The organism is Curtobacterium sp. Csp1 (assembly GCF_013347185.1).
Genome location: NZ_CP054594.1, coordinates 3,524,298 through 3,542,122, shown reverse-complemented (window position 1 = coordinate 3,542,122; position 17,825 = coordinate 3,524,298). Strand labels below are relative to the sequence as shown.

General features: G+C 72.6%; 17 protein-coding genes. 6 read left to right on the top strand and 11 right to left on the bottom strand.

Annotated elements, in window-relative coordinates:
• The first annotated feature begins 57 nt into the window (after positions 1–57).
• Both HUN58_RS16995 and HUN58_RS16990 read left to right on the top strand, forming a co-directional pair.
• Entirely contained in the window at positions 58–732 is a 675-nt protein-coding gene (locus HUN58_RS16995) for an NUDIX domain-containing protein (protein ID WP_180225240.1), read from the top strand.
• Complete coding sequence (locus HUN58_RS16990; protein WP_180225239.1) at positions 729–1,496, top strand: inositol monophosphatase family protein; 768 nt, start codon at positions 729–731, stop codon at positions 1,494–1,496. The genes HUN58_RS16995 and HUN58_RS16990 overlap by 4 nt, the downstream gene beginning before the upstream one ends.
• Before the next feature lie 161 nt (positions 1,497–1,657).
• Here the strand turns inward: HUN58_RS16990 and HUN58_RS16985 are convergent, their stop codons facing one another.
• Positions 1,658–2,236: a TetR/AcrR family transcriptional regulator gene (locus HUN58_RS16985; protein ID WP_180225238.1), complete on the bottom strand. Its 579-nt coding sequence runs from the start codon at positions 2,234–2,236 to the stop codon at positions 1,658–1,660.
• A gap of 141 nt (positions 2,237–2,377) precedes the next feature.
• Between HUN58_RS16985 and HUN58_RS16980 the strand changes: the two genes are divergently transcribed.
• The 3 genes from HUN58_RS16980 to HUN58_RS16970 all read left to right on the top strand — a co-directional run bounded on the left by HUN58_RS16980 (position 2,378) and on the right by HUN58_RS16970 (position 4,425).
• Complete coding sequence (locus tag HUN58_RS16980; protein ID WP_180225237.1) at positions 2,378–3,259, top strand: NAD-dependent epimerase/dehydratase family protein; 882 nt, start codon at positions 2,378–2,380, stop codon at positions 3,257–3,259.
• A 124-nt stretch (positions 3,260–3,383) separates the two neighbouring features.
• On the top strand, positions 3,384–3,650 hold the full coding sequence (locus HUN58_RS16975) for a hypothetical protein (RefSeq protein WP_208745613.1): 267 nt from the start codon (positions 3,384–3,386) through the stop codon (positions 3,648–3,650).
• 91 nt (positions 3,651–3,741) lie between these two features.
• Positions 3,742–4,425, top strand: coding sequence for a DUF1345 domain-containing protein (locus tag HUN58_RS16970; protein ID WP_208745612.1), 684 nt, complete (start codon positions 3,742–3,744; stop codon positions 4,423–4,425).
• A 60-nt stretch (positions 4,426–4,485) separates the two neighbouring features.
• On the opposite strand, the gene HUN58_RS16965 is transcribed toward HUN58_RS16970, so the two are convergent.
• The 5 genes from HUN58_RS16965 to HUN58_RS16945 form a co-directional block, all read right to left on the bottom strand.
• Entirely contained in the window at positions 4,486–4,938 is a 453-nt protein-coding gene (locus HUN58_RS16965; RefSeq protein WP_208745611.1) for a hypothetical protein, read from the bottom strand.
• Positions 4,939–5,318: 380 nt separating this feature from the next.
• Positions 5,319–6,749 carry a UDP-glucose/GDP-mannose dehydrogenase family protein gene (locus HUN58_RS16960; RefSeq protein WP_208745610.1) on the bottom strand — a complete coding sequence of 477 codons (1,431 nt, stop codon included), beginning with the start codon at positions 6,747–6,749 and terminating at the stop codon, positions 5,319–5,321.
• 146 nt (positions 6,750–6,895) lie between these two features.
• A complete protein-coding gene (locus tag HUN58_RS16955; protein ID WP_208745609.1) occupies positions 6,896–8,026 on the bottom strand; it encodes a nitrous oxide reductase family maturation protein NosD in 1,131 nt (376 codons plus the stop codon).
• 3 nt (positions 8,027–8,029) lie between these two features.
• Positions 8,030–9,979, bottom strand: a complete 1,950-nt coding sequence (locus tag HUN58_RS16950) for a right-handed parallel beta-helix repeat-containing protein (protein WP_208745608.1) — start codon at positions 9,977–9,979, stop codon at positions 8,030–8,032.
• A 5-nt stretch (positions 9,980–9,984) separates the two neighbouring features.
• A complete protein-coding gene (locus tag HUN58_RS16945) occupies positions 9,985–11,349 on the bottom strand; it encodes a glycosyltransferase (protein ID WP_208745607.1) in 1,365 nt (454 codons plus the stop codon).
• A gap of 502 nt (positions 11,350–11,851) precedes the next feature.
• Between HUN58_RS16945 and HUN58_RS16940 the strand changes: the two genes are divergently transcribed.
• Complete coding sequence (locus HUN58_RS16940; protein WP_208745606.1) at positions 11,852–12,700, top strand: formate/nitrite transporter family protein; 849 nt, start codon at positions 11,852–11,854, stop codon at positions 12,698–12,700.
• A 108-nt stretch (positions 12,701–12,808) separates the two neighbouring features.
• Here the strand turns inward: HUN58_RS16940 and HUN58_RS16935 are convergent, their stop codons facing one another.
• From HUN58_RS16935 to HUN58_RS16915, 5 genes are all read right to left on the bottom strand, one after another.
• The gene (locus HUN58_RS16935; protein WP_208745605.1) at positions 12,809–13,450 is read right to left on the bottom strand and encodes a hypothetical protein; all 642 of its coding nucleotides are present in this window, start codon (positions 13,448–13,450) and stop codon (positions 12,809–12,811) included.
• 136 nt (positions 13,451–13,586) lie between these two features.
• Positions 13,587–14,477, bottom strand: a complete 891-nt coding sequence (locus tag HUN58_RS16930) for a carbohydrate ABC transporter permease (protein WP_229666707.1) — start codon at positions 14,475–14,477, stop codon at positions 13,587–13,589.
• Complete coding sequence (locus HUN58_RS16925; RefSeq protein ID WP_254631531.1) at positions 14,474–15,430, bottom strand: carbohydrate ABC transporter permease; 957 nt, start codon at positions 15,428–15,430, stop codon at positions 14,474–14,476. The genes HUN58_RS16930 and HUN58_RS16925 overlap by 4 nt, the downstream gene beginning before the upstream one ends.
• On the bottom strand, positions 15,427–16,692 hold the full coding sequence (locus HUN58_RS16920; RefSeq protein ID WP_114851070.1) for an ABC transporter substrate-binding protein: 1,266 nt from the start codon (positions 16,690–16,692) through the stop codon (positions 15,427–15,429). Before HUN58_RS16920 ends, HUN58_RS16925 begins: the two co-directional genes overlap by 4 nt.
• Before the next feature lie 50 nt (positions 16,693–16,742).
• Positions 16,743–17,747: a carbohydrate kinase family protein gene (locus tag HUN58_RS16915; RefSeq protein ID WP_208745604.1), complete on the bottom strand. Its 1,005-nt coding sequence runs from the start codon at positions 17,745–17,747 to the stop codon at positions 16,743–16,745.
• Between the last annotated feature and the right edge of the window lie 78 nt (positions 17,748–17,825).

Below are 17,825 nucleotides of genomic sequence, written 5' to 3'. Positions count from 1 at the left end.
TCGCGTCGGGTCCGCTCGCGTCGCGTCCGCTCGCGCCGGTCCGCTAGCGTCGGTGGCGTGACGACGACGCGTGGGGCCACCGAACCGGACAGCAGGGGCAGGACCGGTCTCGACCGGGTCGGCCGAGACCTCGACCGCAACCCGGACGTGGTCGTCCGGGACGTCGAGGTGACCTCGGACGGCTGGCACGTGCTCCGCCGGACGACGTTCGACGTCCGCGGGCGGGACGGCTCGTGGACGACGCAGCAGCGCGAGACCTACGACCGCGGCAACGGTGCGGCGGTGCTCCCGTACGATCCGGAGCGCGGCACCGTCCTGCTGAGCCGGCAGTTCCGCTGGCCCGCGTACGTCAACGAGCACCCGGACGGCATGCTCGTCGAGGTCGCCGCCGGCCTGCTCGACGCCGACGACCCGGAGACCGCGGTCCGGCGCGAGGCGCACGAGGAGCTCGGCGTCCGACTCGGCCCGTTGACCCACGTCGTCGACGCGTACATGAGCCCGGGCTCGGTGACCGAGCGGGTGCACTGCTACGCGGCGCCGTACTCCGCGGCGGACCGGGTCGACGCCGGCGGCGGGGTCGCCGACGAGGGCGAGGAGATCGAGGTGCTCGAGGTCCCCGGCGACGAGGCGCTCGCGATGCTCGAGGACGGCCGCATCGTCGACGGCAAGACGATCCTGCTGCTGCAGTGGGCGGCACTCCGCGGGCTGGTCGGGACGGGAGCGGGTCGATGACCCCGGAGGCGGACCGCGACCTCGCCGTCGCCCTCGTGTCGCAGGCCGCCGCGCTCGCCGAGGAGATGCGGGCCTCGGGCACGCGGGCCGAGCAGAAGACCTCGGCCGCCGACCTGGTGACCGCGGCCGACCGCGCCGCCGAGGACCTCGTGCACGGCATGCTCGCCGAGCAGCGCCCCGGGGACGGCGTCACCGGCGAGGAGGGCGCCCACGACGACCCGGCGAACGGCCGCCGCTGGACCGTCGACCCGATCGACGGCACGTACAACTACGTCGCCGGGCTGCCGGCCTGGTGCAGCGCGGTGTCCCTCGAGGTCGACGGCGGACTCGTGCTCGGTGCCGTGCGACGACTCCTGCCCGACGAGACGTGGGTCGCGAGCGCGGGCGTGACCACGTGCGACGGCGTCCCCGTGCCGGCGATCCCCGACGCGCCGCTCGGCTCCGGCGCCGTGGCGACGTTCCTCAACGCCTCGCACCTGCGGGAGCGTGCCACCGCGCCGCTCTTCGCCCTGCTCGGAGCCGCCGCGACGATCCGGATCAGCGGCTCGGGGTCGTGCGACCTGGCGGACGTCGCCGCCGGGCGGACGGCGCTCTGGGTGCAGACGGACTGCGCCGACTGGGACTGGCTGCCGGGCCGGGCGCTCGTCGAGGGTGCCGGCGGCGCGGCCGAGGTCGTGCGGGCGCACGGGCACGGCTGGCACCTGGCGGGCGCGCCGACCGCCGTGCGCGAGGCCGCGGCGCTGCTGCGCGCGGGCAGCGCCTAGCGCGGGCGGGCTGCGCGTACCGCGGACGGGCTGCGGCGGCGCGGTCTGCTGCCGAACAACCGGAAGCTCGCCGCGCCACGGAAGTCCACGGCACGGCGTGCTTCCGGTTGTGCGAACCGCAGCGCACCGCGCCGCACCGCCCCGCACAACACCGCACCGGCTCAGCGCAGGCCCGCCGCCGCCTCCCGCAGCTCCCGCAGGACCGCCAGGGTCTGCACCGCGAGAGGCTCGTCGTCCGCGACGCCCCGCCCCGCCCACCGCTCGAACCCCTGAGTGAAGGCGAGCACGCCCATCTCGCTCGCGAGCCGCGCCGGCACCGCGTCGACCCCGCGCGCGAGCAGCGCGTCGGTCATCGCCGCGGCCAGGCCGACGCTCTTCAGGGCGTCCCGCTCGCGCAGCTCCGCACTCGCGGCCACCGCCGCACGGAGCCTGGGCCCGAGCTCCCGGTTCACCGGGCCCATCTCGGCCGAGGCCCGCTCCACCCCGTTCGCGACGGCCTCGAGCGGTGTCGCCCCGTCCGGCGCGTCCGCGATCCCCTCGGCGAGCAGTCGACTGAGCGTCTCCTGCCCGGCGACGAGCAGCTCCCGCTTGTCCGGGAAGTGCCGGAAGAAGGTGCTCTTCGTCACCCCGGCGCGCTCGGCGATCTCGGTCACGGTCGTGTCGTCGTACCCCTGCTCCGAGAACAGGTCGACCGCGGCCAGCACCAACCGCTCCCGTGCACCGGATTCCCACCTCGCCATGCGCCGATCCTACGGCCCGACGACCACCGACGGGACTCTTGTCCCATCCGATTCACGCACCGACGGGACAACTGTCCCGTCATGGTCCTAGCGTGATGGCACCACGGTCCCGTCACTCGACGGACCAGACAGGAGCACACCATGCACGTCTTCGTCACCGGCGGCACCGGCACGATCGGCACCGCCGTGCTCGCCGAACTCCGCTCGGCGGGCCACACCGTCACCGCCCTCGCCCGCTCCGACCGCTCCGCCGAGGCGCTGGCCGCCCAGGGCGCCGAGACGGTGCGCGGGAGCATCGCCGACTACGACGTCCTCCGGACCGCTGCGATCGCCGCCGACGGGGTCGTCAGCCTGGCCTTCGCGAACGACTTCGGCACGGCAGAGGGCCTCGAGCGGGCCATCGCGGAGGAGTCCGCCGCGGTCCACACCCTCGGCGAGGCACTCGGCGGCACCGGCAAGCCGCTCGTCGTCGTCTCCGGGACGCCGTGGGTCCCGGGCCGGCTCGCACTCGAGACCGACCCGCTCCCCCTCGACAACCCGGTCGCCGGACGGGCGCGGACGGTCCTCGCCGCCCTGGACCTGGCCGACCGCGGGGTCCGGGTCTCGGCGGTGCGACTCCCCCGCACCGTGCACGCCGACGGTGCAGGCGGCTTCGCGGGCATCCTCACCGAGACCGCGCGGGCATCGGGCACCGCCGGCTACCCCGGCACCGGCGACCAGCGCTGGCCGGCGGTGCACGCCCGCGACGCCGCCGTGTTGTTCCGCCTCGCACTCGAGGACGCACCAGCCGGCTCCACCTGGCACGCCGTCGCCGACGAGGGCGACCGCGTCCACGACCTCGCCGAGGTCATCGGCCGCCGCCTCGGCCTGCCGGTCGCCGCCGTCCCGGACGACACCTTCGGCCCGTTCGCCCCGATCTTCGCGACGGACCAGCCCGCCTCCGGGGCGGCGACCCAGCGTGCGCTCGGTTGGCAGCCCACCCACCCGAGCCTGCTGGCGGACCTCGAGAACGTCACCCCGTGACGGACGGGAGGCACGTGGCGGCCCCGCCACGTGCCTCCCGTCCGCCTTCCGTCCCGACCACCCCGGATCCGGCGGCCAGGCCGCCGACCGCGCCCCGCGTCGCCGGACGGAGCAGCATGTGGGCATGGACGTCGACAGCACCGCGCGAGCGTTGCTCGAACGCGCGGTGACGCTCGGGCAGGCCGTCATCCGGACGGACGACAGCACGCCGCTGCGGGCGCTCCGGGCGGCGGTCCGAGCCGCAGCCCGAGCGAGCGGCGCCAGCGTGCGCACGGGGATGGTCGCCGAGGTCCTCGTGGTGGCCAGGACGGACGCGCCGCTCTGGTCGTCCTCGGCGTCGGAGATGCGGCGCGCACTGGCCGCACCCGACGAGCCGAACGTGGTGCGGTGACGGACGCTGCCGCCGCGCACCTGCGCGCTCCCTCAGCAGCGCGGCGGCCCGGTCCCGGCGCACTGACGGCGGCGACCGGGAACCTGGGCGGATGACCACGCCCGCCGCTCCGTCGGCACCGCAGCCGACCCCCGTCCCGCGAGTCGGGCGGTCCCGTCGCTACCGGAACCGGCTGGTGCTCATGGTGGTCGTCGGGGTCGTCGTGGCGGTCGTGACCGGGCTGACGGTCGGGCCGCGGTGGGCCGCATCGGTCGGGTGGGCGGCGGCGTGCGCGTCGTACGTGGTGACCGCCTTCCCGCTGCTGCGGGCCGACGCCGAGCGCACCGCACGGCTGGCCGACCGCGAGGACCCGCGGCGGACGGTGTCGGACCTGTTGCTCGTCGGGGCCTCGGCGGCGAGCGTCGTCGCACTGCTCGTCGTGCTGAGCACGGCGCGGGGGCTGCACGGGACGGCGCAGGACCTCGCGGCCGCGCTCGGCGTCGTGAGCGTCTTCCTGTCGTGGCTGCTCGTGCAGACGCTCTTCACCCTCCGGTACGCCGAGCTGTACTACAGCGGCACACCGGGCGGGATCTCGTTCAACCAGGACGAGCCGCCGCGGTACTCGGACTTCGCGTACTTCGCGGTCACGGTGGGGATGACCTACCAGGTGTCCGACACGTCGATCACCTCGAGCAAGGTCCGCGGGACGACGCTGCGGCACGCGCTGCTGTCGTTCTTCTTCGGCACCGTGGTGATCGCGAGCGTCGTCAACCTGGTCGCCGGGCTCGGGAGCTGACGGGCACGGGAGCGCGGCCGTGTCGGGGGCGTCGCCGTGTCGGGGGGGCGTCGCCGTCGCTCAGACGACGCCTTCCTCGCTGCCCCGCCACCCGTCCGCGGTGTGGCGGAGGAACAGTCCCCACTCGTTCTTCCCGTCGGGCATCCCGGACACGTTCCGCACGTCGACGGTGAACCGGACGGACGTCTCCCCCGTCCCGTCGTCGGGCTGGGTGGTGGGGTCGCTGAACCGGCCGTGCCCGAGCAGGTGCGGGTCCTGGCCCGTGAACGTGTCCCACCAGGAGACGCACCACGTCGTGTCGTCCGGGTCGGACAGTGCTCGCATGGTGGCGCAGTCCCGGTGCTCGGCCGCGCGCCAGAACGTCTCCGCGACGGTGCGGGCGGACGCGGAGCGCGGTGGGACCGCGACGAAGGGGGTCGACCAGGACGGGGCGGTCGCTACGAGGACCCCGATGACGACGATGGCCGCCGCGCCGAGGAGGGTCCCCCGGCGGATCTGCTGCGGTGTGGGCATGGTCCATGCTGACGGGTCCGGGGCGCTGGCCCGGTCGCGACGCGCGGGGGTGTCGCGCGCGTGCGTCGCGGGGGGGCGTCGCGAGCGTCGCATCACGGATGCGACGTCGGACCGGGCGCGGGGGCTGGTTCGACGTCGGCCACGTGGTTCGACGGTCCCGCGCGGGTAGGCGGGTGGGCACTCGCACCAGCGCGGGCGGTCGGGCGGGCCGCACAGGGACGAACGGCGAACCCGATGCCGTCGTCCCCGTGGACGCCCCCGTCGCGTGGACGGGTGCCCGCTCCCCGGTGGTACCCCCACCGGGGAGTCCTCTCGCCGCCGGGCGGGCGCCGCACGGATCCGGTGTCGGACCGGTCGGCGCCGTCCCCGGCGGGCGTCCGTCAGGCGGAGCGCTGGAGCTCGTCCTGCTCGTCGACGGAGATCTCGACCGTGCGCGGCGCGACCGGTCGGCCGAGCGCCCGGTACTCCCAGCCCGCGGCGCGGTACCGGTCGGCGTCGAGCGCGTGTCGGCCGTCGACGATCCGCCGGGTGTGCACGAGAGCGCCGAGGTCCTCGGGGTCGGCGTCGCGGAACTGCTGCCACTCGGTGAGCAGCACGACGACGTCCGCGTCGACAACGGCGGCGGTCAGCGACGGCGCGTACCGGAGCTCGGGGCGGACCCGGGCGGCGTTCGCCATCGCCTCGGGGTCGTACACCGTGACGATCGCCCCCGCGTCGCGGAGCATCCGGGCGACGTCGAGCGCCGGGGCGTCCCGGATGTCGTCCGAGTTCGGCTTGAACGCCGCACCGAGCGCCGCGATCTTCCTGCCGGCCAGGTCGCCGTCGACGAGCTCCGCCACGAGGTCGACGGTGCGCTGCCGGCGGCGGAGGTTGATCGCGTCGACCTCGTCGAGGAAGCGCACGGCCTGGCCGACACCGAGCTCGTCGGCGCGGGCCGAGAACGCCCGGATGTCCTTCGGCAGGCAGCCGCCGCCGAACCCGAGCCCCGGCTTGAGGAACCGGCCGCCGATCCGCGTGTCGTGCGACAGCGCGCTCGCGAGCAGGCTGACGTCGGCGCCGGTCGCCTCGCAGATCTCCGCCATCGCGTTGATGAACGAGATCTTCGTGGCGAGGAACGAGTTCGCGGCGACCTTGACGAGCTCGGACGTCGGCAGGTCCGCGACGACGAGCGGCGTGCCCTCGTCGAGCACCGGGCGGAAGGCGGCGCGGAGCTGCGCCTCGGCCCACGGCGACTCCACGCCGAACACCAGGCGGTCCGGGTGCAGCGTGTCCTGGACGGCGTAGCCCTCGCGGAGGAACTCGGGGTTCCACGCGACCTCGACGTCCGCGCCGGCGGGGGCGACCTCGCGGACGAGGGCGGCGAGCCGGGCGGCGGTGCCGACGGGCACGGTCGACTTGCCGACGACGAGCGCGCGGCGGGTGATGTGGCTCGCGAGCTCGCGGAACGCGCCGTCGACGTACGTCAGGTCCGCGGCGTTCGAGCCGCGCTGCTGCGGGGTGCCGACGCAGACGAAGTGCACGTCGCCGAACTCGGCGGCCTCCTGCATCGAGGAGGAGAACCGGAGCCGCCCGGACGCGAGCGCCTCGGCGAGCTTCTCGGGCAGACCCGGCTCGTGGAACGGGACCCGGCCGGCGACGAGCGCGTCGACCTTCGCCGGGTCGACGTCGACGCCGAGCACCTCGTAGCCGAGGACGGCCATCGAGACGGCGTGGGTGGCACCGAGGTAGCCGGTGCCGATGACGGTGAGGCGCGGCTGCTGGGCGACGGGCGGGAGGTCCCGGGTCGGGAACGGGGTCACGGGGACGGACATGGTGGACTCGCTTTCGGGAGCGGGAACAGGAACAGGAACAGGAACTGTTCGGTGGGACGGACGGCCGCTGGGGACCGCCCGGAGGCGCGACGGAGGACGCGACGGGGCACGGTGCGTGCCGGGGCGCGGAGCGGTGGGTGGGCGGGTCAGCCCGTGCAGCGCGTGGTGCTCAGCTCGTTCGACCCCACGACGGTGTTGTCGCACGAGACGGTGTTGCCCTCGACGGGCCGGAAGGCGAACGCCACTCCGGAGCTGTTGCCGAGATCGACGGTGTTGTCGGTGAAGGTGTTGTCGGTGCCCCAGCCGGCGAGCAGCTCGTGCGTCTGGAAGCCGTCGAGGGGTGAGTCGACGCCGCGGTTGCCCGTCACCGTCCAGCCGTTCCCCTTGACGTCGACCCACGAGTCGGCGTGGTTCTCGCCCTGCATCCCGGTGCCGTCGAAGGAGTTGTCCGACAGCGTCCCGCCGGTGGTGCCCTCCTTGATGTCGACGTTCTCGGCGGCGGTGTCGGAGATCGTGTTCCCGGTGACGACGTTGCGGTCGCTCCGGTCCTCCTGGCAGTCCGAGACCTTGCACCAGTTGCTCTTCGAGGACCCGACGTAGACGCCCTCGCCGAACTGCGGCTTCCGGAGCCCGGTCTTCGTGACCGAGCTGCCGCTCACCGTGTTGTCGCTGCTGCCGGCGCGCAGGTGGATGCCCTCGTCGCCGATGTCGGTCACGGTGATCCCGTCGATGGTGGTGTGCTGGACGTCGTCGAACATGACGCCCTTCTGCCCGTTCTGCACCGTGAAGCCGGCGAGTCGCCAGTACGACGCCCCGTCGAGGTGCAGGACGTAGCCCTTGTCGGTGCTGCCGCCGTCGAGCACCGCGTCGGTCGGGCCGCACAGGGTGATCGGCTGCGCGGCGGTCCCCGCGGCGCTGCCGGTGAAGTTGCCCGTGTACGTGCCGGGTGCCATCGCGATGACCTGGCCGGCGGTCGCCTTCGACAGCGCCGTCTCGAGCGCCTTCGTGGTCGAGACCGTCGTGGTCGCGTCGGCCGAGCAGGACAGGTCCGCCTGCTCGGCGTCCGGCGCCGTGCTCGGGGCCGTCGACGGTGCCGACCGGGTGGGTGACGGCGTCGGAGCGGTACCTCGCTCCGACGGGCGGGTCGTGGTGGCGGCACGGGGTGCGTCGGTCGTGCTCGCCGCGACCCAGACCCCGCCGACCACGACCGCGCCGACGACCAGACCGACGGCACCCACGACCAGGTGGGACCGGAACCTCCGCAGGGGCGTCGTCATCGGTCAGCTCGCCGTCTGCGGCGTCGCGCCGCCCGGGTCCGCGGCGTGCGAGCCGCGGGCCGTGGGCGCCGGGGGCAGACCGAGCGAGACCGGGTCGACCGCGCCCCGGGTGAAGCTCGACAGCGGCGCGAGCTCGGCGTACGGGTGCTCGCGGCGACCGGCCCGGCGGCGGCGACGGATCCCGCCGATCGCCGCGATGAGCACGACGAGCAGGAGCACCGTCCAGAGCACGGTGAGCGGCTGGAAGATCGCGCGCAGGGTCACCAGGAAGGGCTTGGTCGAGTGCCACTCCGCCGTGGTGTTGCCCTGCTGGGCGGCACCGTCGGAGCGGGCCAGGTCGATGGCGCTCGGCCCGGATCCGCGGACGGTGTTGTTCTCGATCTGCGTGCCGTCGGCGGCGCCGACCGTCGTGACGCCGTGCATCCGCGCGTCGGTGACGGTGTTGTTCGTCACGGACGACGTGGTGGCACCGCGCAGGTACACCCCGATGTCGGCGCCGCTGATCGAGTTCTCGGAGACCTCGGTCGCGCTCGGACCGTCGACCACGGCGATGCCGTTCTGCGCCGAGTCCTTCACCACGTTGTTCCGGATGACCACGTCGTCGGCGTCGTGCCGGACGACGATGCCCATCTGGTTGCCGGTGGCGGTCGATCCGCTGATCCGGACGTTCTTGCCGCCGATCACCTCGACGCCGTAGCGGCCGTTGTCGGCGCTCGTGCTGTCCGTGAGGGCGTTGTTGCCGTACGTGGTGGTCGGCATGCCGGCCGAGTTCGGGCCGTCGGCGAGACCGCTGCCGTTCAGGGTGATGCCGTTCCGCCCGTTGTCCGTGGCCTTGACCTGGCTGAACACGATGCCCGTGGACGCGCGGGTCATCTTCACGCCGTCCATGGCGTTGTCGGTGGACTGCACCGACGTGAAGGTCGAGTTCGTCACGTACCGGTGCAGCACCAGGCCGTCGATCAGGGAGTGCTCGACGGTGGCGTTCGACATCGTGACGCCGTCCGCGCTCGTCAGGAACAGCCCGTAGGCGTTGCCGTCGAACGTGACGTGCTGCACGAGCGCCGAGACGTAGCTGTAGGCACCGGCACTGGCCGAGCTCCCGCCGGTGCTCGGCAGCGCCCCGGTCGGCAGGATCGCGTTGCCGAAGACGTCCTGCGTCGTCCGCTTCGTCTTGCCCTGCTGGTCGCCGGACGCCTGGTCGAGCGTGGTGAGGTCGGTGCCGGTCAGCGAGACGCCGCCGGTCGTACCACTCCAGAACCCGAGGTGCGAGAACGACGCGTACTTCAGCGTCGCGGTGCCGCCCTGGACCCGGACGTACGCCCGTCCGTCGGACGTCTGCGTGTCGACGACACCGGCCTGCGGGTCCCACGCGTCGATCGCGACGGGGGACTTCGCCGACCCGACGACCTGCAGGCCACCGGCCTGCGTCACGATCGAGACGAAGCCGTCGTGGTTGCTCTTCATGTGGATGCGGAGGCCGTCCGGGCTCGCGAGCCGGAGGGTCGCGCCGTTCTCGACGACGATGTTCTCGCTGAGGAGCCACGAGCCGTCCGGCTGCTTCACGAAGGTGGAGGGCGCGAGCTGCGTGAGGTCGTCGATCGTGTACGGGGCGCCACGCGCCACGAGCACGAGCGTGTACGACGACCCGGTCGCGAGGCGGTACGGCTGCGAGACCGCGAGCCCACTCCAGCGGGCCGCCGACGCGAGTGCCCGCACGTTGTAGATCCGGTCGTCCTCGGCGGAGACGAGCCGCGCCTCCTTGTCCGGATCGCCCTTGTACGGACGCCCGACCGCCGCGGACCCGGCGGCCGTCGCCGCCGAGCCGGACCCGCCGGTCGCCGAGCCGGACCCGCCGGTCGCCGCCGTGGCCGCGGGCGCGGCGGCCACGCCGGCCAGGACGAGTCCCGCGCCGATCGCCAGCGCGGTCGTGCCGCGCAGGATCGTGGAGCGCACGCCGCTCATGCTGCCACCGCCTGGTCGTCGGAGGAAGCGGAGGCCGCGACCGCACCGGGCTGGACGACGACACCGGGCGACGGACGCCGGGTCTCGGCGACCGGCTCCGGCTGGAGCGTGCGGGCTTGCTGCCCGTCGCCACCGATCTGGTCGGCGTGGCGGGTGAGCCAGCCCTGCTTGTTCATCGTCACGAACGCGTACACCTTGATCGGGAGGGCCACCGCGATCACCACGAGGGCGAGCAACGGGAGCACGAGGAGGTCGAGGGGGTGCCGCTTGAGGTTCGAGGCCCCGCGGACGGCACGGCCGAAGAGCAGCCAGCCGAGGGTGAAGAGGACACCCACCGCGCTCAGCTCGAGGCGGCTGAAGAGCAGGTACCACATCGTGATGCCCATGGTGACGGGGGTCAGGATGATCTGCAGCACGGTGATCTTCGTGACGAAGGGCACCCGCCAGACCCAGCCCTTCGCGATGGCGGTGAGGTAGGTGCGGTAGGAGTTGCGGCTCCAGCGGATGCGCTGCTTGAAGAACGCCTTGCCGCTCGCCGGGAACATGGACAGCGCCTTGGCCGACGACTGGTGCACGGTCTTGAAGCCGGACGCGATGACCAGCCAGGTCAGCCGTCCGTCGTCGCCCGCGATGCAGCGGCGGCCGAGGAAGAACTCGTTCTCGAGGTTGTCGAGCACCGGCATCACGGCCGACCGGCGGTACGCCGCGGTCCGGCCGGACAGGATCGGGACGGCACCCGCGGCACCCATCGCCGGGACGTAGTTGAAGTAGCGCAGGTTGACGAGCCAGTCGGCGATGATCCGCCAGATGCTCGAGTTGCGCTGGTAGACGTTCTGCTGCGTCCCGACCCCGCCGACCCGCTCGTCGACGAACGGCATCTGCACGGACTCGAGCAGCCCCGGCTCCCACGAGGTGTCGGAGTCGACGAGCACGAGCACGTCGTACCTCGCCCGCCGGATCCCCTCACCGAGCGCGCTGCGCTTGCCGACGTGGTGGAACAGGACGGGCTTCACGGTCGGGTCACCGATCGCGACGATCCGCCGGTAGGCGTCGGTGTCCGCGACGTCGAGCACGATGATGATCTCGTCCGGGTGCTGCTCCCGCCAGCTCTCCAGGCACCGCAGCAGGATGTCGGGGTCCTCGTGGAAGGACGGCACGACGACCGAGGTGGACGTGCGGAACCCGTTCTCGACCGGCTTCGCGCGGGCGGAGAGCACCACGCGGTACAGCCAGAGCGACCAGACGATGATGCCGGCGATGCCGATCGGGAAGTACTTCAGGGCTTCGTGCCCGAAGGCGGCGAGGTCGTCGAGCACGACCTGGGTCGATGTCTGCGACGCGAGGAGGACGAGCGGTTGCATGAGGTTCGGGTCCTTCGTGCGGGTGTTCGGGTCGGGTACGGGTCGGCCGCTGGGTGGGCAGCACGGCGCAGCGCCGCGTGCGGGCAGCACGGGACGCACGGCGATCGGGAGGACACAGAGCTCGACGAGGCTGGGTCGGCAGCGGTCGTGACCGAGGGAACAGGTGACGACGACCGACCAGGAGGGAACGGGTGACCACTCGCCCCTGAGTGATCTCGTCACGCTGAACGTACTCTCGGGTCCGCGTACCCCACAAGCGCGGGGAATCCGCATTGCGGGATCGCGCAACCCCGTCAGGACGCGGATCGGTGCCGACCGGTCACGTCCGGTGGACACCCAGCTCACACCGGACGGGAGGATCGTGGCGCGTCCGCCTCGTCCCTGCTGAGCCGAGCGCTCGGCTCAGACCGGTCGGTCGTGCCGCGCGTCCGACAGGTCCGCGTCCCCCGCCGCTGCGCGCACCGCCACCGGGAGCAGGGTCGACGGGGCGAGCGTCGGACCGGTGACCGACGACAGACGCCGCGAGGTCGGCAGCAGCGACGCCCCGGTGGAGGACGAGATCCACGAGTCCTTCGACGCGATCGTCGAGGAGGGCGCCGAGCGCCTGCAGCGCACGACCCGGGTCGTGCTGACGACCGGCTTCGCTGGTGGACTGGAGATCGGGCTCGGGGTGATGGGGTACCTCGCCGTCCTGCACGAGACCGACAGCCACCTCCTCGCGGGTCTGGCGTTCAGCATCGGGCTCATCGCGCTCTACCTCGCGCACAGCGAGCTCTTCACCGAGAACTTCCTCGTCCCCATCACGGCCCTCATCGCCCGGGAGGGCACGGTCGCGCAGCTCCTCCGGCTGTGGGTCGGCACCCTGCTCGCCAACCTCGCCGGCGGGTGGGTCGTGATGTGGCTCGTCGTACAGGCGTTCCCGCAGTGGCACGGCGAGCTCGTCGAGGCCGGTCGGCACTACGTCGAGGCGCCCTTCGGCCTGCAGACCGCCGTCCTCGCCGTGCTCGGCGGGAGCACGATCACGCTCGTCACGAGGATGCAGCAGGGCACCGACTCGGACCCGGCGAAGATCGTCGCCGCCGTCGTCGGCGGCTTCCTGCTGTCCGGCCTGCAGCTCTTCCACTCGATCCTCGACTCGCTCCTGGTGTTCGGCGCGATCCAGGCGGGAGCGGAGCTGTCCTACGGCCAGTGGGCCGCGTGGTTCGGCTGGACGCTCCTGTTCAACGTCCTCGGCGGCCTCGTGCTCGTCACGGCGCTGCGGCTCGTGCGGTCCGCCGACCTCCTCCGTTCGCGGCGTCGGGACGCCCCGTCCGACCCGGCGCGGTCCGCGCGCGAGCGCGACGACGGCTGACGTCGGACGCGACCCGGAACCGGACGGGAGGATCGTGGCGGGTCCGCCACGATCCTCCCGTCCGGTGTGGAGCCGGCCACACGACCGGCGCGACCGGCGACGGTCCGGCTAGGCGACGACGACCTTGGCGGCGGCGAGCACGTCGTGCAGGTCGGGGCGGAGCGCCTCCTGCGAGGTGGTGCGCACCCGGACGACGAGCACGATGCCCGGCTTCGCGAACGCCCGCGCCACCGTCGCCGACCACGACCCGTCCGAGTCCTGCGACGCGACGGACAGGAACTGCGCCGTGCCGCCGGTCGCGGTGGGCAGGAGCTGCTCCTCGAGCCGCTCGACCGGCGCACCCGAGGCCGTGAACATCCGCTCGGTGGCGGCGCGGTCCCCCGCCGTCGGGTCGAGGTCGGTGACCCGCTGCTGGGTGATGGTCGCGACCGAGCCGGCCGCGTTCGTGTACTCGCGGGACCCGGCGCTCGGGTCCTCGCCGGTCTGCGTCCAGCCGTCGAGCGCGGAGACCTCGAGCGCGAACGCGGGCAGTGTGCTCGCGGACAGCGCGTCGCCGTCCTCGAACCGGAGGTCGCGCGACGCGACGGCGGTCGGAGTGCTCGGGCTCGGCGCCGTGGTGGGCGTCGCGCTGGCGGTCGGCCGGACGGCCGCGGTGCGCTGCCCCGCGGGTGCCGGACCGGCGCATCCGGTGAGTGCGACGGCGACGACGAGCGCGGCGGCCGTGCCGGTGAGTGTGGTCGTGACGGACATCTGGATCCCCCTTGCCGCTGCCGAGCGCCCCGTGCACCGGCAGGTCCGTCCACCACGCTACCGACCGCGCCCGGGCGCGGTCCCGGCCAGGAACGGCCTGGGCGGTCAGGTGGTCAGGGCCCGGCCGCGCAGGCGGTCACTTGATCGCGCCCTTCGCGATGTCGCCGATGAACTGCCGCGCACCGATCAGGAACACCACGAGCAGGGGCAGCACGGAGAGCAGTGCGCCGGCCATCACCATGCTGTAGTTGTTCGCGAACGTCGTGTTCAGCTGTGCCATGGCGACCTGGAGGGTCAGGTGGTTCGGGTCGTTCAGCACGATGAGCGGCCAGAGGTAGTCGTTCCACGAGCCGATGAACGTGAAGATCCCGAGGAAGCCCAGACCCGGCCGGATGAGCGGGATGCAGACGGTCCACCACTGCCGGAAGAACCCGGCGCCGTCGATGACCGCGGCGTCGAGGAGCTCGTCGGGGATGCTCGACAGGATGTACTGCCGGAGCCAGAAGATGCCGAAGGCGTTCGCCGCGGCCGGGACGATGAGCGCCTGCAGGTGCCCCACCCAGCCGAGGTTCGTCATGGTGATGAACTGCGGGATGATCGACAGCTGCATCGGCAGCATGAACGTCACCAGGACGATCGTGAACAGGGTCTTCCGGAACGGGAAGTCGAACTTCGCGAAGGTGAACGCGGCGAGCGAGTCGAAGAACAGCACGAGCACCGTGACGCTGACCGAGACGATCACCGTGTTGAGGAGCGCCCCACCGAAGTCGATCTTCTGGAACACCTCGCCGATGTTCTGGAACAGCCAGGGTCCGGGGACGAACACGGGCGGCGACTTGTAGATGTCGCTCGTGGTGTTGCTCGCCATCACGAACAGCCAGTACAGCGGGAAGACCGAGACCACGGCGCCGATGGTGAGCAGCGTGTAGAGCACGACGCGGGACGCTCCCGGGCCGCGACGGCGGCGGCGGGTGACGGTGGTCCGGGTCGCCGGGGCGGCGGTGTCCGGGCGGGTCAGGACGGTCACGAGCGCGCCTCTTCCTTGCGGCCGGCGGTGAAGCGCCAGCTGATGATCGTGAACACGACGACGATGAGGAACACGCCCCACGCGATGGCGGCGCCGTAGCCGAAGCGGTTGAAGCCGAAGGCCTGCTGGTAGAAGTACAGGACCATCGTCAGGCCGCCCTGCCCCGCACCACCGCTGTTCGTCGAGCCGGCCGTCGTGGTGAGGACCTGCGCCTCGGTGAAGCTCTGCAGGCCCGTGATGGTGCTCACGACGAGCAAGAAGATGACGGTCGGGCGCAGGAGCGGCAGCGTGATCGAGAAGAAGCTCCGGAAGGCACCGGCACCGTCGATCTTCGCGGCCTCGTAGACCTCGGCGCCGATCGACTGCATGCCCGCGAGGAAGATGATCGCGTTGTACCCGGTCCACTGGTACGTGATGAGCAGCGACACCGTGACCTGGATCCCGAGCGGGGTCGACAGCCACGGCACGGCGGGCAGCCCGATCCCCTGCAGCAGCGTGTTCGCGAGCCCGAAGTTCTGGCCGAAGATCGACCCGAACAGCACCGCCATCGCGACGACCGAGGTGATGTTCGGCACGAAGTAGGCGATCCGGAACGCCGTGCTGAAGCGGACGGCGTTGTTGAGCATGGCGGCGACGGCGATCGCGATGACGAGCATCGGGAAGGTCGACAGGGCGAAGATGACGAAGGTGTTCCGGATCGACAGGTAGAAGGTCGGGTCGGCGAACAGCTTCTGGAAGTTCTCGAGCCCGACCCACGTCGGGTCCCCCAGCCCGTTCCAGTCCTGGAACGACAGCACGAGCGAGTAGAGCGTCGGGTACAGGCCGAACGCGATGAACAGGACGAAGAACGGCGCGACCGCCAGGTACATCGGCCAGGTGCGGCGGAGGCCCCGCCGGCGGGGCCGGGTCTGCTGACCCGGCCCCGCGAGCGACGGCGCGACGGTCGTCGTCACTTCGCTGACTCCAGCGCGGCCTTCGCGGCCTTGACGGCGTCGTTCCACGCCTGGTCGGGGTCCTTGCCGCCCTGGACGTTCGTCAGCTCGGTCAGGTACGGCGCGCCGACCTGCGCGTCGTAGGGGCTGGTGTACTTCGTCGGCATCGACGCGATCGACTCCTGGAACACCGAGACCGTGTCCTGCCCGCCGAAGAACGTGTCCCCACTCGTGAGCGCCGACTCGGTGAGCGCCTTCGACGAGGACGGGAAGTTCCCGACCTGGCTGTAGGTCGTCGCCTGGGCGGACGGGGCGACCATGGCCTCGATGACCTTGAGCGCGGTCTTCTTGTCGGCGGTCGAGGCCGGGATGGTGAGGAACGAGCCGCCGGCGTTGCCCGGGCCGCCGGGGGTGGCCGTGACCCGCCACTTGCCCGAGGTGTCCGGTGCGGCGCTCTTGATGTCACCGGCGTGCCAGGCTGCACCGATCACGGTCGGGAGCTTGCCCTGGTTCACCGCCGACGCCCAGTCCGGGCTGCCGTCCTCGATGCCCGCGACGACACCGTCCTGCTTCGCGGTGACCGCGCGGTCCCACGCTTCCTTCACGGTCGCGTCGTCGCCGGTGAACTTCCCCGACTTGCTCACGAAGCCGCTGTCGGCCTGCGCCATCGACCACGAGAACACGTCGCCCATGGACACCTCGAGCGAGGCGCCCGTCTTGGCCTTGAGCTCCTTGCCGAACGCGAAGTACTTGTCCCAGGTGCTCGTCGCGTCGGCGACGGCGGCCGGGTCGCTCGGGAGTCCGGCCTTCGCCAGCACGTCCTCGCGGTAGAACAGCGCGGACGGGCCGATGTCGGTCGGGATGCCGATGAGCTTCCCGTCGGCGGTCGTGGCCTCGGCCAGCTTCCACTTCGGGAACTGCGCCAGGTACGACGCGGGGACGAGGTCCTTCAGGTCGGTGAACAGGCTCGACTGCTGCAGGAAGTAGGGCATGTCCTCGCCCTTGACGCCGGTGACCGACGGGATGTTCGTCTTGCCGGTGAAGGTCGTGACGAGCTTCTGCTTGAAGTCGCCGCCGATCACGTTGACCTGGAGCTTGTCGGACGCGAACTCCTTCTTGGCGTTCGACACGACCGAGTCGCCGACGGCGCCGGGCCAGAGCCAGGCGGTGAGCTTGCCGGTCGAGGCCGATGATCCGGCCGTGCAGCCGGTGAGGACGAGGGCGGCCGCGACCGCGGTGGCGAGGACCGCGGCGGTGCGGCGACGCTTCGTGGTGGTGCGCATGGGGTCTCCTGGGGTCGGGGGAAGGGAGCGGGTGCGGTGGTGCGGGTGGGTCAGGGGGTCCGGATCGCCGGTCCGGCGAGGACCGACGGGAGGCTCGTGGTGACGAAGCCGTACCGGTCCGGGTCCGCGGCGGCCGGGTTGGCGGCCAGCCACGGGGCGAGTTCGGCGCGTCGGGGCGCGCCTGCGGCGCCGCCCGGTCGCGAGACGGTGATCGCCGCGACGAGCGCGGCGAGGTCGATGCGCTCGCGGAGCGGCAGCTCGGCGAGCGTCCCGACGGCGAGGGCCGCGCAGAACACGTCACCGGCGCCGGTGCTGTCCACGGCGCGGACCCGGACCGGCGGCACGACGACCTGCTCCCCTGTGGACGAGTCGACCGCGACCACGCCGTCGGCGCCGAGCGTCACGACGGCGAGGGGCACCCGCTCGGCGAGCAGGCGCGCGGCACGGACCGGGTCGTCGGTGCGCGTGTAGGCGAGGGCCTCGTGCGCGTTCGGGGTGAAGGCGTACGCACCGTCGATCGCGTCGAGGAGCGCGGGGTCCCAGTCGCCGGTCGGGTCCCATCCGACGTCCGCGAAGACCCGCAGGCCGCGGTCGGCACTCCCGCGGACCCACTCGGCGGTGGACGCGTCGACGTGCAGGGCCGCGACGCGACCGCCCGTCGGCGGGAGCAGGTCGGGCAGCGCGAGCGGTGCGGGGGTCCCGCCGGTGACGATCGCGCGGTCGCCGTCGTGGTCGATGCACGCGCTGACAGGGAGCGCCCACCCGGGGACCTCCCGGAGGAGCGCCGTGCCGATCCCCTCGCGGACGAGGGCCGCGCGGCAGAGCCCCGACAGGTCGTCGTCGCCGACCGCGGCGCAGACGTCCGTGGACGCGCCGAGCCGGGCTGCGGCGATCGCGAAGTTGGCGATGCCGCCGGGGGTCCAGCCGAAGTGCGGTGTCCAGACCTCCTGCCCGGGCACGGGGGCCTGGGGCAGGTCGGCGAAGACGGCGTCGAAGAACAGCTGGCCCGCGACGAGCACGCCGGCGTCGGTGCTGCGGTGCGTTCGATCATCCATCGGATCTCCGTCGGCTCTGGTGGTGTTGTGGAAGCTACAACACCGATCGATCAAGAGCAAGCAACTTTTTGTTCGTTC